This window comes from Lapillicoccus sp. (assembly GCF_025353065.1).
In the GTDB taxonomy this organism is placed as follows: Bacteria; Actinomycetota; Actinomycetes; order Actinomycetales; family Dermatophilaceae; genus Lapillicoccus.
Genome location: NZ_JANXRJ010000140.1, coordinates 1 through 14314, shown reverse-complemented (window position 1 = coordinate 14314; position 14314 = coordinate 1). Strand labels below are relative to the sequence as shown.

12 protein-coding genes and 2 pseudogenes are annotated in these 14314 nt (G+C 68.2%); 7 read left to right on the top strand and 7 right to left on the bottom strand.

All coding sequences use genetic code 11. The annotated features are described in order from the left end of the window. Positions 1–996: SNF2-related protein (locus tag Q0R63_RS11195; RefSeq protein WP_295697245.1), on the bottom strand; the 996-nt coding region annotated here is incomplete at its 3' end. Positions 997–1145: 149 nt separating this feature from the next. Here Q0R63_RS11195 and Q0R63_RS11190 point away from each other — a divergent pair. The 3 genes from Q0R63_RS11190 to Q0R63_RS11180 all read left to right on the top strand — a co-directional run bounded on the left by Q0R63_RS11190 (position 1146) and on the right by Q0R63_RS11180 (position 4061). Next, positions 1146–2243 carry an XRE family transcriptional regulator gene (locus tag Q0R63_RS11190; RefSeq protein WP_295697244.1) on the top strand — a complete coding sequence of 366 codons (1098 nt, stop codon included), beginning with the start codon at positions 1146–1148 and terminating at the stop codon, positions 2241–2243. A gap of 3 nt (positions 2244–2246) precedes the next feature. After that, positions 2247–2786, top strand: coding sequence for a hypothetical protein (locus Q0R63_RS11185; RefSeq protein ID WP_295697242.1), 540 nt, complete (start codon positions 2247–2249; stop codon positions 2784–2786). A 417-nt stretch (positions 2787–3203) separates the two neighbouring features. Next, positions 3204–4061 (top strand): hypothetical protein, encoded by an 858-nt coding sequence (locus tag Q0R63_RS11180; RefSeq protein ID WP_295697241.1) that lies wholly within the window; start codon positions 3204–3206, stop codon positions 4059–4061. A gap of 521 nt (positions 4062–4582) precedes the next feature. Here the strand turns inward: Q0R63_RS11180 and Q0R63_RS11175 are convergent. Then, a complete protein-coding gene (locus Q0R63_RS11175) occupies positions 4583–5218 on the bottom strand; it encodes a hypothetical protein (protein WP_295697240.1) in 636 nt (211 codons plus the stop codon). Positions 5219–5273: 55 nt separating this feature from the next. Between Q0R63_RS11175 and Q0R63_RS11170 the strand changes: the two are divergent. Beyond that, a pseudogene (locus tag Q0R63_RS11170) lies at positions 5274–5851 on the top strand (IS630 family transposase); the annotation flags it as partial. 704 nt (positions 5852–6555) lie between these two features. On the opposite strand, the gene Q0R63_RS11165 reads toward Q0R63_RS11170, so the two are convergent. Both Q0R63_RS11165 and Q0R63_RS11160 read right to left on the bottom strand, forming a co-directional pair. Next, the gene (locus Q0R63_RS11165) at positions 6556–7746 is read right to left on the bottom strand and encodes a serine hydrolase domain-containing protein (RefSeq protein WP_295697238.1); all 1191 of its coding nucleotides are present in this window, start codon (positions 7744–7746) and stop codon (positions 6556–6558) included. Positions 7747–7793: 47 nt separating this feature from the next. Further along, positions 7794–8621: a PQQ-binding-like beta-propeller repeat protein gene (locus Q0R63_RS11160; protein ID WP_295697236.1), complete on the bottom strand. Its 828-nt coding sequence runs from the start codon at positions 8619–8621 to the stop codon at positions 7794–7796. Between the two features lie 301 nt (positions 8622–8922). Between Q0R63_RS11160 and Q0R63_RS11155 the strand changes: the two genes are divergently transcribed. The 3 genes and pseudogenes from Q0R63_RS11155 to Q0R63_RS11145 all read left to right on the top strand — a co-directional run. Next, positions 8923–9639, top strand: coding sequence for a TetR/AcrR family transcriptional regulator (locus Q0R63_RS11155; protein WP_295697234.1), 717 nt, complete (start codon positions 8923–8925; stop codon positions 9637–9639). Between the two features lie 281 nt (positions 9640–9920). Then, positions 9921–10622 carry a hypothetical protein gene (locus tag Q0R63_RS11150; RefSeq protein ID WP_295697233.1) on the top strand — a complete coding sequence of 234 codons (702 nt, stop codon included), beginning with the start codon at positions 9921–9923 and terminating at the stop codon, positions 10620–10622. Between the two features lie 124 nt (positions 10623–10746). After that, positions 10747–11419: pseudogene (locus Q0R63_RS11145) on the top strand (transposase); the annotation flags it as partial. Between the two features lie 76 nt (positions 11420–11495). On the opposite strand, the gene Q0R63_RS11140 reads toward Q0R63_RS11145, so the two are convergent. The 3 genes from Q0R63_RS11140 to istA are packed head-to-tail and all read right to left on the bottom strand — an operon-like array spanning position 11496 to position 14141. Then, positions 11496–11891, bottom strand: a complete 396-nt coding sequence (locus tag Q0R63_RS11140) for a hypothetical protein (RefSeq protein WP_295697231.1) — start codon at positions 11889–11891, stop codon at positions 11496–11498. After that, complete coding sequence (istB, locus tag Q0R63_RS11135; RefSeq protein WP_295697229.1) at positions 11884–12708, bottom strand: IS21-like element helper ATPase IstB; 825 nt, start codon at positions 12706–12708, stop codon at positions 11884–11886. The genes Q0R63_RS11140 and istB overlap by 8 nt, the downstream gene beginning before the upstream one ends. After that, complete coding sequence (gene istA / locus Q0R63_RS11130; protein ID WP_295697226.1) at positions 12705–14141, bottom strand: IS21 family transposase; 1437 nt, start codon at positions 14139–14141, stop codon at positions 12705–12707. The genes istB and istA overlap by 4 nt, the downstream gene beginning before the upstream one ends. Positions 14142–14314: the final 173 nt, after the last annotated feature.

Genomic DNA, 14314 nt, shown 5'->3' with positions numbered 1-14314 from the left:
GTGGCCGTTGTGCGGCGTGGCGCTGAGGCAGAGGCGGTGCTCACACCGCTCGGCCAACGCTCGGGTGGCCTTGGTGCGCTCGCTGTCGACGGCATACCCCCGACCCCCGCCGAGTGCGCTAGGACTGGACGGGGCGACGTGGTGGGCTTCGTCGACGACGAGCACGTCGAAGGCGTAGCGACGGGCCGACTGCGGTCGGCCGACCTCGGAGAGGACGTCGCGCAGCAGTCGCTGAGCGCGTATGCCCGGGAGCCAGGCCATGCTGACGATGACCCTCGGGAAGAGGCGGAAGGGGTTGGCCGCCAGACCGTGGGAACGGCGGACTCCGGCCATCAGCTCGCTGTTGACGATGACGAAGTCGAGACCGAACTTCTCGCGCATCTCGTCCTGCCACTTCAGCGCGAGGCTTGGCGGGCAGACGATGATGACCGTCCGAGCCCGGTGGCGCAGGAGCAGCTCTTGCACGACGAGGCCAGCCTCGATGGTCTTGCCCAGACCCACGTCGTCGGCGAGCAGCAGGTTGGTGCGCGGGGACTCGAGGGCTCGGCGGAGAGGCTCGAGCTGGTAGGGCTCGACGTTGGCTCCGCTGCGGAACGGCGCCTGAAAGGCGTTGCTGTCGGCGGAGGTGACGGCGCCCCAGCGGACGGCGTCGACGAACGCGCCCAGGGTGTTGGGGTCGTCGAAGGCATCGGGCGACAGCGTCTCGGGCAGGCCCTGGTCGGGGACGAGGGTGTGGCCGACCTCGAGCTCCCAGACGACGGCGAGCTCCTCCCCGAGACGGTCCTCCTCCAAGGACTGGAGGGTGACGACGTGCTGGGTCTGCGCTCGGCCCTCGTCCGACGGGCTGCGCGGCAGGCCCTGGGGTCGCACGGTGACGACCGCCCAGGTTGCGCCGCGGACCTCCACGACCCGGCCGGGCTCGGGCAGCTCGGGAAGGGGGCTCTGTCGGTGGGTGTTGGCACCATCTGGCGTGGTGACCGTCTCACTCACCGTCATGCCCAGCCCTCCCCGAGGAAACGTCAATATCGCACTCAGCCAATCATCTCGAGTCGGTTCCTGCCCAAGCGGGGGCAGTTGCGGTCGGCGATGAGAGACACCTTGACACTCAGTTGCGAAAATCGCAACTTAATGTCACTCTCGATGACGTGAGCACCCCGGTCGACCGCGTCCGCCTCGTCATCGCGCAGAGCGGGCAGAGCCAGGGCGAGTTCGCGGTCGGTGTCGGGCTCGACGCGACGAAGATGTCGAAGTCCCTTGCCGGTTCTCGCCGGTTCTCGTCGCTCGACCTGGCTCGCATCGCCGAGCACGCCGGGGTGACGGTCGACTGGCTGCTGACGGGTGAGGAGACCGCTGTTGCTCTGGCCGCTCGAGCCGCCGTCGGCAGCTCGGCGCAGGTGGCAATCGCGGAGGCCGGCCGGCTCATCGGTCTGCGCGAGTCGGCCGCCCGGCTGGGCTACCCACAGCCGTGGCAGCCGATCGACCTCCCTCGCCGTCACGGTCGGGCAGTTGATCAAGGGGCGGCGCTCGCCCAGCAGGCGCTGGCCGTGATGGAGTCGGCCTGGCGCGACCCGGCCGAGCCGGATCTCGCCCAAGCCATCGAGTCGACCTTCGGCATCGACGTCTGCATCACGTCGCTGGGCAAGGGCTTCGACGGTCTGGCCGCCTCCACCACCGAGGCCAAGCTCATCGTCGTCGCACTGACGCCCACGGCATTTCGGCAACGCTTCACGATGGCCCACGAGCTGGGTCACCTCCTGGCCGGTGACGACCAGGGGATCCATCCCGACATAGACATCGACTCCCCGGCGGGCCGCAAGGATCCCACGGAGATCCGAGCCAATGCCTTCGCCTCCTGCCTCCTCATGCCCGAGGAGTTCCTCCGGGGCAACGTCGCCCGCGGGTTCGACGACACGGCGTTCGCAGCCCTGTCGTTGCGGCTCATGGTGTCCCCCTCCGCGCTGGCGTACCGGCTCGAGACGCTCCGGCTCATCGACGCGATGACTCGTGATCGGTGGTTGCGCATGTCGGCCTCCGCGGCTGCCCGACTCTCGGGCGACATCGCGGCGCTGGGAGCAGCTTCGGATTACGCCACCACTGCTCGTCGCCCCGGACTGCTGTCACGGGACCTGTTCGCTGCCTACGTGGATCAGCGAACTACGCTCCGGCTCTACGCCAGTCTGCTCGGGGTGGACAGTGCCATCTTGCGGCGCGAGCTAGAACGAAGTGACGAGATCGGCGGCTGATCGGTGCCCGACGCGGTCTTCCCCGACAACACCGTGCTGTGCAACTTCGCGGCGGTGGATCGCCTCGACCTGCTCGAGGGATGGCTGCGAGGACGCGGTCGATGGACGGAGGCGGTCGCTCATGAGGCACAACGATCCGCAGACCATCTGCCAGCCCTCGTCGACGTCGTCAGGCGAGGCTGGCTGGGGGAGGCTGTGGTCGTGGACCTGCCCAAAGCCGTTGCGGCAGTGGAGCATCTGAGGCGAGACGTCTTCGGCGGCACCATCGACCGTCCTCTGCAGCACCTCGGTGAGGCCCAGACGTGCTACCTCCTGCAGCAGAATCAGGCATGGGCGGGAGCGTGGTGGGTGAGCGACGATCACGACTCCCTCGACTACGCCCGCTTCGTCGGCATCACCACGAGAGAGACCATCGACATCGTGTGCGGCGTATTTGCCGACGGTGACCTCACGGCTTCGGCTGGTCTCGAGCTCATGCGCGACATGGCGAACGCAGGTCGAGCGCTCCGCCTCCCCAGGTCGAGCTCCGATCTGACGTCGTGACGATCAAGATCAGCCCATCGTGAACCACCCGACAGCAACTGACTCGTTTGCTGCTGATCCTCGACTGGCTCGCAACACTGTCGACTTCCACGGAGTCGGGCGAGCACACTGCCAATGAGGCTCGGCCGCAAGCGCCGTATCGAGGAGGCAGAGATGCGAACTTTCACGCTTGACGGGCTTCTTGGACGGCCGCCAGCGTGCCATCCCAGACTTGACGCTGGCCGCGAACTTATCGGTCGCCGTCTTGGCGCTCGTTTCGTGGTCGCGGCCTTCGCCGCGGCCCTGCTTAGCGGTTGTTCGCTCATCCCAAGCACGGGGACTTCTGCCACCGGCTCAGCCCCGTCGACCATCAACGCGTCTACCCAGGCGTCGGAAGAATCCAGTTCGATATCCCCAACGTCGTCTGCGCCACAGATCTTGACGACCACCCCCTCGCCACTTCTGACCGACGTCGTTTCCGAAGATCAGGCGGAGTTCGCCAGCCCATCAGGAAACATCCTCTGCCTCTTTGACGGCAAGACCGACCACACGCCGTATGTCCGATGCACCGTCATCGCGCGAACGTGGACACCCCCGCCCAAGCCGTCCAATTGCGACCTGGACTGGGGAAATGATCTTGAACTAGCCGACACCGCATCCATTGCTTGCGCCGGCGACAGCATCCTCGGGGCCATCCAGTTCAAGTCGGCTTCCCCACCGTCCTGGTTCCGGCCCTCCACGGACTCAGTGGTCAACGTCGGCGCGCGCGATGACACTCCAACGGCGACCCTCTCCTATGGTCGAACGTTGGTCTACGGAGATCTTTTTTGCTCCAGCGATCGTAAGGGCGTGACCTGTAGCAACATCGCCACGCACGCTCCGGTGATGCTCGCGCGAGCCACGTTTTCGACCACACCTCCGACCGCTATCGGTACTCCAGCAGGAGCACTCGCCGGGTCTTGGCTAGGTCACGGGCGCGCACTGGACATTACTTCCGATGGAGTCGTAACCATCGAGTATCGCGCCAACTCGCTGTGTAGCGATGACCCAACTCCCCCATGCGATGTCACGGACGGAAACACCCTACGTTATGGCGGTCTGGTCATCCTGCGCGTCGCCACGGCCTCGACCAGTGCTTCTCCCCCCGTCATTGCCAGGGCCGATGTTGTCATCAGCACGGACCCAGCCTTCGTGGTTGGCTCTTCGCAAGAGCTTGCCCTTGTGTCGGGCGTCGTCGGCTGGGGCGGAATGACATTTTGCGGCCCCGACGCCGAGCCCTTCGCCTGCGGTGCCTAACTGGGCTGCTGGAGAAGGACACGGGCTACGGCGCAGGGGGTCTCAAGCGATCCGGACCGCGCAAGTGGCGGAGAAGCCCTCGAACCGCAGGGGTTCGGGGGCAGTTCGATTGTCTTGCGACACAGCGGTGGCGGTGGTCTCGTGGTTCATGACATCCCGGATAGGTGTCTCGCGCCATGCCGAATTGTGTCGGGAGATGCCGAAGTTCATCGTGCTACCCACCATCGTCTGGCCCCTGGCTCACCACCACGAGGTCCAGGTGTCCGGGCCATCGTGGCCCGGCACCTGACCGCCCGAGGGTGGGTCCTGCCTGAACTGAAGAAACGCCCCAAGTGCTAAGCCACGACCGCATCGAGAACACCGGCGAGATCACCCTGGGGACCTCTGACGATCCGATTGACCCTCGGGGTGTGGTGGTTCAGGCCAGGTGAGCGGCCTCGGGGAATTGTCGCACCCCCCCACACTCATCCGAGAAGTGCCGGTTTCGCTCAGAGACCGTCAGTCCCAGCGAGCGGGCTTCGTCACAGCCTGAGGCCACCAGGAGTTTGGCCGCGATCGAGCTGAAGCCGCGCCCGCTCCTCCTGTTGCCCGATGGCGATGCGTCGCCGGCGGTACACGTCGAGGACAGCTCCACCTTGGGCCATCACGCGCCACTCGGCGAGCGCGGCTTCCTCCTCGGCGCGGCGGGTGGCGGTCGCGGATAGGTCTGCGCCGCTGGTCCTAATCACGCCCTCGAGCACCTCAACGGGGTCCCCTTCAATGGCACCCTCGTGGCTTGTGGCGACGTCGGGGTCGTAGGTGGTGTCGATGTAGAGCCGGTTGGACTCGCGGCCCCGGGTGGCCATCACGTACAGCGGCTCGCGCACCGTGGCCGCGCTGACATACGCGTGCGCCGTGTCTACGGTGCGGCCTTGAGCCCGGTGCGCGGTGGAGGCGTAGCCGAGTTCGACGTGCGCCTGCACGTACCCTGCGGGCAGCTGCGCGACCGCTTCCCCACCGGCCCGCTGCACCCGCATCGACCCGTCCTGGCCGATGGCCTGAACAACCCAGTCGTCACCGTTCTTGACCCAACCGCGTCCGGTCACAAGGGCCCGCTGGTTGTGCCGGGTCACAACGACATCGCCCACGCCGACCGTGACATCGTCAGCGAGCCGCACCCCTTCCGCAGCCACCTGCCCTACCTTCACGCGGTGCGCCTGTGCCCGGGCGAACGCCGTCGTCGTCTGTATTGACGAGAAGACCCAGATCCAAGCCCTCGACCGGACCGCGCCCATCCTGCCGCTGCGGCCGGGGATCCCCGAGAAGCAAACCCACGACTACAAACGCAACGGCACCACCACGTTGTTCGCCGCGCTCGAGATCGCGACCGGCCTCGTCACCGACCGCTGCTTCCAGCAGCACACCAACAAGGAGTTCCTGCTCTTCTTGAAGCAGGTCGCCCGCGCCTACCCCCGCGTACAGCTGCACGTCGTCTGCGACAACTACGCCACCCACAAGCACCCCAACATCCAGGCTTGGCTGATCAAGCACCCCGAGTCCACATGCACTTCACCCCTACCTCGGGATCGTGGTTAAACATGGTCGAGATCTTCTTCGGCATCATCACCCGCCAAGCCATCCGCCGAGGCACCTTCCACAGCGTCGCCGACCTCGAAACCGCGATCGGCGTGTACATCGACGGCTGGAACGACCGCGCCCACCCCTTCACCTGGACCAAGAACGCCGACGAGATCATCGCCCACGCCAAACCCTCACCCCACCAGAAAAAGACTTACAACACGCGACACTAGCCGCTCTCCGGTCTCTCCTGCTGGCGGGTCCGAAGAAGGAATGCCGGGGTCTCGGGCACACCACAAGCGTTAAACGGCACCTCGATGCCACCCCGGCCGCCATGGACCGCTCCCTTCCCCGGCGTCGTGTCACCTCGCCACCGGCGAGGCGCCCAGAACTGACCAAGCACCGATCAGGACCTCAGGAAGATCTGCGCGCAGCGGCGCCCTCAGTCATGGCCGGAAGCGGGGAGTCGTTCAGCTGGAACCGTTACACCACCCGGGGCACACATCAAGCACCCGTCAGGCACAGGTCGGGCCGCGCGGAGTCCCCTCTGCGGTGGGGGGAATGCAGAGGGAACTCCTGCACCGCCGCCTGGGGAAGACGACGGCCTTATGCCTTCCCGTCTTGGTTGACGGGGCACTTCGGGCTGACCTGGTGGGGGAGCAGGACCAAGCCCGATGACGACGCTACTGATCTCAGGCCCGCCGAAACGGGACCAACGTCCCTAAAGCAGGGCAGACCAGATAGCCATCGGAGGCTTTGGGGCCAAGACCTGCCCCTGCCTGCGACTATGCATGCACCTCGCCCGTTCCCGACCAGTCGGCCGACGCACAGGACCTGCAATGTCAAGGGCCATGAAGTTCTGCCCAGGGCTTGGTCAGGCGGCGGATGGCGAAGGTCTTGCTCCATGATGCCGCTCACCAAGCCCGAGCAGCCATGACTATCCCCTGTGGACGATGGCTGCGAGGGTACGGGCGATGGTCAGGGTGTCGGTGGTTTCGGAGTTGCTGAGCACGATGATGTGGAGGTGGCTGGCCGGGTAGATGCCGTTGAAGCTGAAGTATCCGTCGATGTGGCCGACGTGGTGTTCGAGGGTGCCTTGTGGTTCGTGGGCGACGAACCAGCCGTAGCCGTATCCGAGGTCGGTCGGGAGCAGGCAGCCTCCCGGGCTTGCCGGTGGCGGGCAGGGGATGTGCACGGCGAACATCTGCTGCATCGCGGCCGGCGGCAGCAGCGTGTTGTGCTGTAGCGCGTCGTCCCAGCGCTGCATGTCGGCGGCGGTGGAGTACAGCGCGCCGGCCGAGTACGCGGCGCTCATCGGGTACGGCGTGGGAGGCTGGCCGTTGGCGTAGTAGCCGACGGCGTGGCCCGGCCGGACCTCGGTGGTGTCGAACCCGGTGTGCCTCATGGCCAAGGGGTCGAAGATGTGGTGCTGCAGGAAGTGCGCGTAGGTGTCCGCGGTGAGCCGTTCGATGAGGTACCCCAGCAGGGCGTACCCGGAGTTGCTATACCGCATCCTGGTTCCTGGTGCGAAGTTCAGGGGGGCGTCGCGGAACTCTGCGACGAGCTCGGCGGGGGTCGCAGCAAGCGGCGGCCAGCCGAGTCCGAGCTCGTTGAGGTAGTCGGGGATCCCGGAGCTGTGGGTGAGCAGCTGACCGATGGTGATCGAAGCCCAGGACGGGGGGCAGTCATCGAGATACGAACAGACCCGGTCGGTGACGTCGAGCCGGTGCTGCTGCTGCAGCAGCAGCACCGCCATCGCGGTGAACTGCTTGGTCACGGACCCGATACGGAACATCGTCCCGGCCGTATTGGGGGCCCCGGTCGCCCGGTCGGCCAGCCCGTACGCCCGGACGAACCGGTAACCGTCGCGGGCCAGGAGGACCGTCCCGCTCAGCTGCCCGCGCTGGGCCAAACCGGTCAGGAAAGTGTTGATCTTCGCTGCCGCAGGAAACGGGCTCCCCACCGGCTCCGGGGTCGTCGCCGAAGTCGACGTCGGGGTCGAGGCCGGGGTCGACGCCGGGATGCTCCCTGAGCTCGTGCTGGGCCGGGGTCCGCAGCCGGTCACGGCCACCAGCAGGACCAGCGCGACGACCGCGGCCCGACCCCACGACGCCCTCGTCCTGGTCATCCTGGTCATCTACGCCCCCGCCCTTGTCGCGGTCGCCCAGCTCACGCCTAGCTCGGTGCGATCTCGACCAGCGAACCGCTGGCCAAGGCGATCCACAGGTGGTCGCCGGTCTGGACCATGTTCTGGGCGGATCCTGGCAACGCCAACGTGCCGAGCACCCGGTTGGTCGCCGGGTCGATGACGGTCAGCGCGTTGCCTTCGTAGGAGGTGACCCAGACCCGGTGCGGCTGGACGAGGATCGCCGCCGGACCGCGAGGGACGGCGATCGAGGCCAGGACCTTCCCGGAGGCGGGGTCGAGACGGACCACGGTGTTGTCGCTGTTGTCGGAGACCCACACGGACCCGTCCCCGGGGGTCGCCATCAGCGGCCCGCCCCCTACCGCGTACCGGGCGGTCGTCGCGCCGTTCACCGGGTCGAGGCGAACGACCGTCCCGGTACCGCCCTGGAAGTCGGGTACCCACACAGCTTTGAACCCGGCGCTGGCCCAGCCCGAGTGCGCGCCGGTCGCGATCTTCTTGACCACCTTCACCGTGGCGGTGTCGATGACCGCGCCCGCCCCGTCGCTCTGGTCGACCACCCATAGCTTGCCATCGAGCAGGACCAGACCGCACGGCTTGTCGCTCGGGGTTTGTACCGTCGCCGTGTTGACCGCAGTGCGGCCGTCGTACCGGGTGACGTCGTGGCCGTTGTAGTGCGCCACCCACACCGAACCGCCATCAGCAACGAGCGTCAACGGGCCACCTGGGGAAGGCACCGGCGGCAGCACCGACCCGGACCCGGCATCCACCCGGACCAACCGGTCACCGGTAACATCGCTGCTCCACAAAACCCCACCCACCACGACCAGACCATCGAGGAAGCCACCCGGGGTCACGGTCCGGACAATCCGAGCGGGTGGCTCCGGCGGCACCGGCGCACCTGTCGCGCTACCCCTGCCGCTGGCCTCGGTGCGGGTCGAGGACCTCCCCGGGCCGTCCGCGGTGCGCGACCCAGGAGGGACCGCGGTTCCGGAACCACAGCCCAACACCAGCGCGGTACTCAGCAGAGCGATCGCGGCGAGAGGGGCTGTCCGTGAAACCATGAGGTGACCTCCCATTGCGTGTTTACAACGTAAACTACAGGGGCCCGGGACGCAAGATGCGTCGTGACCGACGGAAAGAGAGGGGAGGTAAGCTGTGCCGCTAGGGCCGTCAGCACCACGGCTGCGGGAGCCGGCTCGCCAAGGCCTCAGCCAGGAGCGCATCATCGAGGCGGCTCTCGCCGTCGCCGACGCCGACGGGATCGACGCGGTGACCATGCGCCGGGTCGGCACCGACCTGGGGGTCGCCGCGATGGCTCTCTACCGGTACTTCGCGACCAAGGACGAGCTGCTGCAGGCAGCGGCGGAGCGGATCCTTACCGAGCTCACCCTGCCGCCGACCCCGGTCAACGACCGGGGCTGGCAAGCCACTATCCGGCAGGTCGTCCACGCCTGGGCGGCGCTTGCGCAGCACCATCCTGGAGCCTTCCGTCTGATCTATCTGCCTCGACGCGTCACCGAGATCGACCTCCTACCAGGAGAACTGATCCTCTCGGCGCTCACCTCGGCAGGATTCGACGCCCCGTCAGCCGCCCTCGCCTACCGCACCGTCCTCACCTTCATCGACGGGGTCCTCCTCAACGACCCGCTCGCCACCGTGAACGACAGCAGCCGACCCGGACACCTGGCCCACCAGCTCCTCACCAACCGGCCCGTCTTCGCCCACCACCTGGAAGCGATGTCCGCCATCACCGCCGCCGACGTCTTCGACCACGGCCTGGAACTACTGCTGACCGGCCTCGAACACCAGCGCCCTACCCCCCGGCGGCCGGCGCACCACCCGACGGTAAAGAATGAGCACACCAAAACCTGACTGCGCCGTCTGCCGCCCTCGCCACCTATGAGAGGGAGCTGATGCACGAGGGGGCCGCCGCAGCCCGCGCGGCCGCCCGCCGAAGCTGACCCCCTCGCAGATCCGGCAGCTCCGGGCACTTCAAACAGGTGGCGAGTCCACTACCGAGCTCGTCGTCGGCTTCGGGGTCTCCCGCGCCACCACCAACGGGGCCGCGCCACCACCTACCGGGCGCTCCGAAAGGACGCAACCGCCCAGGCGCAGGCTAACTGACTGGACCACGTGGACCAGCGTGGACCAGCGTGGACCAGCACCGGGCGACATCAGACGCCCTTGAGGCCTGGACGGGAAGGGGACCTCTGGCACTGCACGAGGGCGGGGATGCTTGCTGGACTTCGTTCATGACCCACCCGCGCCTGCCGCCGCACACGCCGGCGCTGACCGTGATCGCCGCCACCTTGATCCTGGCCGGTTGCGCCTCGACCGGCCAGTCCTCGGCCGGGTCAACCACCGATCAGTCCGGCTCCGGCGGGATGATGGGCAGCCGCGACCAGGGGTACCACTACTCAACGGCGACCTGCTCGGCGCCGGCGACATTGCCTGGCAGCAATGTTCGCGTCGTGCTCGCCGACATGGCAATGACGTCGATGATGAGCGGTGACGCCCCTATGGGGGCACGGATGACGCTCGCCGCAACCCCGAGCGCCGTCCACGCCGGTGCGGTCAGCCTCGTCGGGCAGAACCTTGGGTGGCGCGTTCACGAGCTCGTCGTCCTCCCCCTGGCCGCCGGGGTCACCGCCGGGCACCGGGTGCCCGGCGCCGACGGAAAGGTCGACGAGGCCGGCAGTCTGGGTGAGGTGTCGGCTTCGTGCACGGCGGGGTCAGGCCATGGCATCACCGCCGGTGCAGTGGGTTGGACGACCCTGGCCCTGCCGCCCGGTCGCTACGAGGTGGTGTGCAACCTCAAGAATCACTACGCCGACGGGATGCACCAAGAGCAATGATCGGAACCTGTGGATGGACCTCGGCGGGGTGACGCGAAGGAGCGCACCTTCCCAAGGATGATCTGAAAGTCCAGTAGCTCTGATCAGGACCGGCGTTGACGCGCTGGTTCGGGAAGGTACGCCCATGCTCAAGGTAGTCCACCAGGAGAACGAGACCAACGCTCACGCCCCGGCAGCCGTCGGCGGGTCGCTGCTCGACGAGGTGGTCCGGGACGGGGCGCGGGCGATGCTCGCGGCCGCGTTGCAGGCCGAGGTCGCCGCCTACATCGACGCGTTCGCCGACCAGGTCGACCAGGACAGTCACCGGTTGGTGGTCCGCAACGGGTATCACGCTGCCCGGGAGGTGACCACGGCTGCGGGCGCGGTGCCGGTCCGGGCTCCGCGGGTCAACGACAAGCGCACCGACGAGAACACCGGTGAACGGGCCCGGTTCTCCTCGGCGATCCTGCCGGCCTGGGCCCGGAAGTCCCCGAAGGTGGCCGAGGTGCTGCCACTGCTGTACCTGCACGGGCTCTCGAGCAGCGATTTCGGGCCGGCGTTGGAGCAGTTCCTCGGCTCGGGTGCGGGGCTGTCGGCCGCGACGATCACCCGGTTGACGACGCAGTGGCAGGACGAGGCGCGCTCGTTCAACCAGCGGTCGCTGGCCGATAGACTACGTGTATATGTGGGTTGACGGGATCCACCTCAAGGTCCGCCTGACGCAGGACAAGGTGTCTCTGCTGGTGATGATCGGGGTCCGCGCCGACGGCACCAAGGAACTGATCGCCCTGGCCGACGGCCACCGCGAGTCCTCCGAGTTGATGCCGCTCATCGAAAGTCCCCAGGGGTGCTCATCGAATTTCCCCACCCTGTGGCGTTGGTCAGGTTAGCCGATCAGCTGGTGGTGAGGGTGTCGATGAGGTCGGTTATCGCGACGGGTTCGTTGCAGTGGGGGCAGGTGCCGCCGAGGCCGACGCGTGTGCAGGGCTGGTTGCAGTCGTGGCACCACTGCTGACCGTGGTAGCGGGCCTCGCAGGTGGGGCAGGCGTAGATCGTGACGTCCCGTCGTCGGATCTTTTGTGGGACCACGGGTTCGGTGGTGACTGCCGTGTTGGTGTGGCGGCGGGTCCAGGCGGTCTTGCGGCAACTGTCGGTGCAGTAGCGCTGGCGGCCGACCTTGGTGAAGGGGGTCCAGCACACGGGGCAGAGCAGCTGGCTGGGGTCCGTCCTGGGTAACGAGGCCTGTGGTGCTGTCGTCGCGGGGTCGTCGTCGTACGGGGTTTCAGCCATGGTGGGCTGCCGCGCGCAGGGTGTGGGTGCGGGCGTGGTGGTCGCGCAGCCGGTAGGAGTCGCCGCCGATGTCGAGGACGACGGAGCGGTGCAGGAGCCGGTCGAGCAGGGCGGCGGCGACGGTGGTGTCGCCGAGGATCTGACCCCAGGAGGTGATCGGGCGGTTGGTCGTGACGATGGTGGAGGTCTTGGTGTACCGCTGGGCGATGACCTGGAACAGGGCTGAGGCGCCCTCAGCGGGCAACGGCAAATATCCGAGCTCGTCGATGACCAGGAGGGTGGGGCCGGCGAAGAAGCGCATGGTGGTGGCCCAGCGGCCCTCGATCGCGGCGCGGTGGCAGCGGGCGGCGAGGTCGGCGGCGGTGGTGACGTAAGTGCGGTAGCCGTCCTCGGCGGCTTTGCGGGCCAGGCCGACGGCGAGGTGGGTTTTCCCGACGCCGGGCGGGCCGATCAGCAGCACGTTCGTCGCGGACTCGAGGTAGCGCCCGGTGGCGAGGTCCGCGATCAGGTGCGGGTCGATCCCGGTAGCGGCGTCGTAGTCGAAGTCGTCCAGGGTGGCCGGGGTGGGCAGGCACGCGAACCGCAGCCGCCCGGCGAGGCGCCGGGCTTGGGTGGCGTCGACCTCGATCGACAGGAGGCGTTCCAGGGCGGCGGTCACGCTCAGGTCCTCGGCGGCTGCGGCGTCCAGGACGGCGGGCAGGTGTTCGGCGGCGTCGGCGAGTTTCAGGACCGCCAGGTGGGCGCGGAGCTGTTGGTAGAGGGTGGCCTGTGCGCCGGTCGAGGGGGCCTGCGGTGGGGCGGGTCGTGTTCTGGTCATTGCTGGTTGGTCTCCTTGCTGGTTGTACGGGGTGGGGTCGATGGCAGCGGGGTCAGGGTGTTGCGGCCGGCGGCCGCGGCGGCGTAGGCGGCGAGGTCGATCACGACATGGTTCGGCTCGCCCGCACCGGCCGGTGGGGCCTGGCCTCGCAAGGTCGAGGCGTGGGCCAGGGCGGCCGGGCTCGGTGGGCGGCGTTCCTTGCCCCGGTGCGGGCGCTCGGTGGTGCTCGCCGCTATGGCGGCGCGTTCCAGGGCGATGACGTGTCCAGTCGTGAGCGGGTCGCGGATCGTCGCTCCGGCGCCGGTTGGGGCGAGGAGGTGTCGGGCCAGGATCACCGGGCTGGAAGAGGGATGCCCACTGGTCGAGGTAGCGGTGGGGCCGGAGGCGATGTCCAGGTGGTCGGCGCCGAGCCGGACGCTGACGGTGACCGTGGCGCCGAACAGGTGCGGCGGGACCGAGTACCGGTTGCCACGGAAGGAGACCAACGCCTGCGCCGAGACCACCCGCGCCACCACCAGCACCGCCGGGAACGGCGGTGGGAGCGGGGTCAGTGGCTCGGCCGCGGCCACGGTCGCGACCGAGGACTTCCCGTCGGCGGTGGCCCGGATCCGGGTGTCACCGCGTTGGGTGCACCAGGTGTCGAGGCGCGCCTGGGCTTCCTCGACGCTCACGTCGTCGGACAGGGTCCGCCAGAACCGTTGGGCAGCAACATGGTTGGCCTTCTCGACGACACCTTTCCGGTTGCCGCGGCGCGGCGGGCACGGGCGGACGACGACGCCGTAATGCTTGGCCACGGCAGCGAAGGAGGCGCTGACCCGGCCGGACTCGGGGGAGACCACGGTGGCCATCCGGTCGAATCGCCAGTCCCTGGTCAGGCCGCCCAGCGCGTGGGCGACCCGGTGCAGCCCGTCGATCAAGTGCGGCTGGTCCTCCGACTCGCACAACACCCCCCGCCAGCGCCCCGAGTGCGCCAGGGCGCCGACGAGCAGGTGCGCGTGCTTGCCCCACCCCCAATGCTCGGGCGGGTCGGGCAGCTCGACCCAGTCCCACTGGGTCTCCTCCCCCGGCGGGTGCTCGATCACCGCGACCGCCCGGCCCGTGGCCGGCCGACACGGCTCGCACGCCGGCCGCAACCCCCGAGCCCGCAGCTGACGGGTCATCGTCGGATACGACCGGTCAAACCCCAGCTCGAGGAGCTCGTCGAACAACGCCGACGCCCACAGGTGCGGGTCGTCCGTCAGGCGTTGCGCGCAGTACGCCGCGAACGGATCGAACGGGTCAGGAAGGCGGCGGACCCTCGCCCCAGCCTCCCGCCCGGACAGATACGCCCGGATGGTCTTACGGTCCCTACCCAGGTGGCGGGCGATCGCGGAGATCGTCCAACCCTGGCGACGTAACGCGTGCACGTCGATGTCGTCCTCCCGTGTGAGCATGAGCAGAGGGGCTCCCTTGAACTGGTGCGTGGTCAGAGACCACCAGCCCCGCAGGGGCCCCGCCCTCGGTGGCGGAGCCACACGGGTGGGGACTTTCAAAGAGCAGGTCTGACGACTTTCAGATGAGGAATCTTGGCCGCTTCGCTTGGCCGCCGTGGAGGCGGGAAAATGGG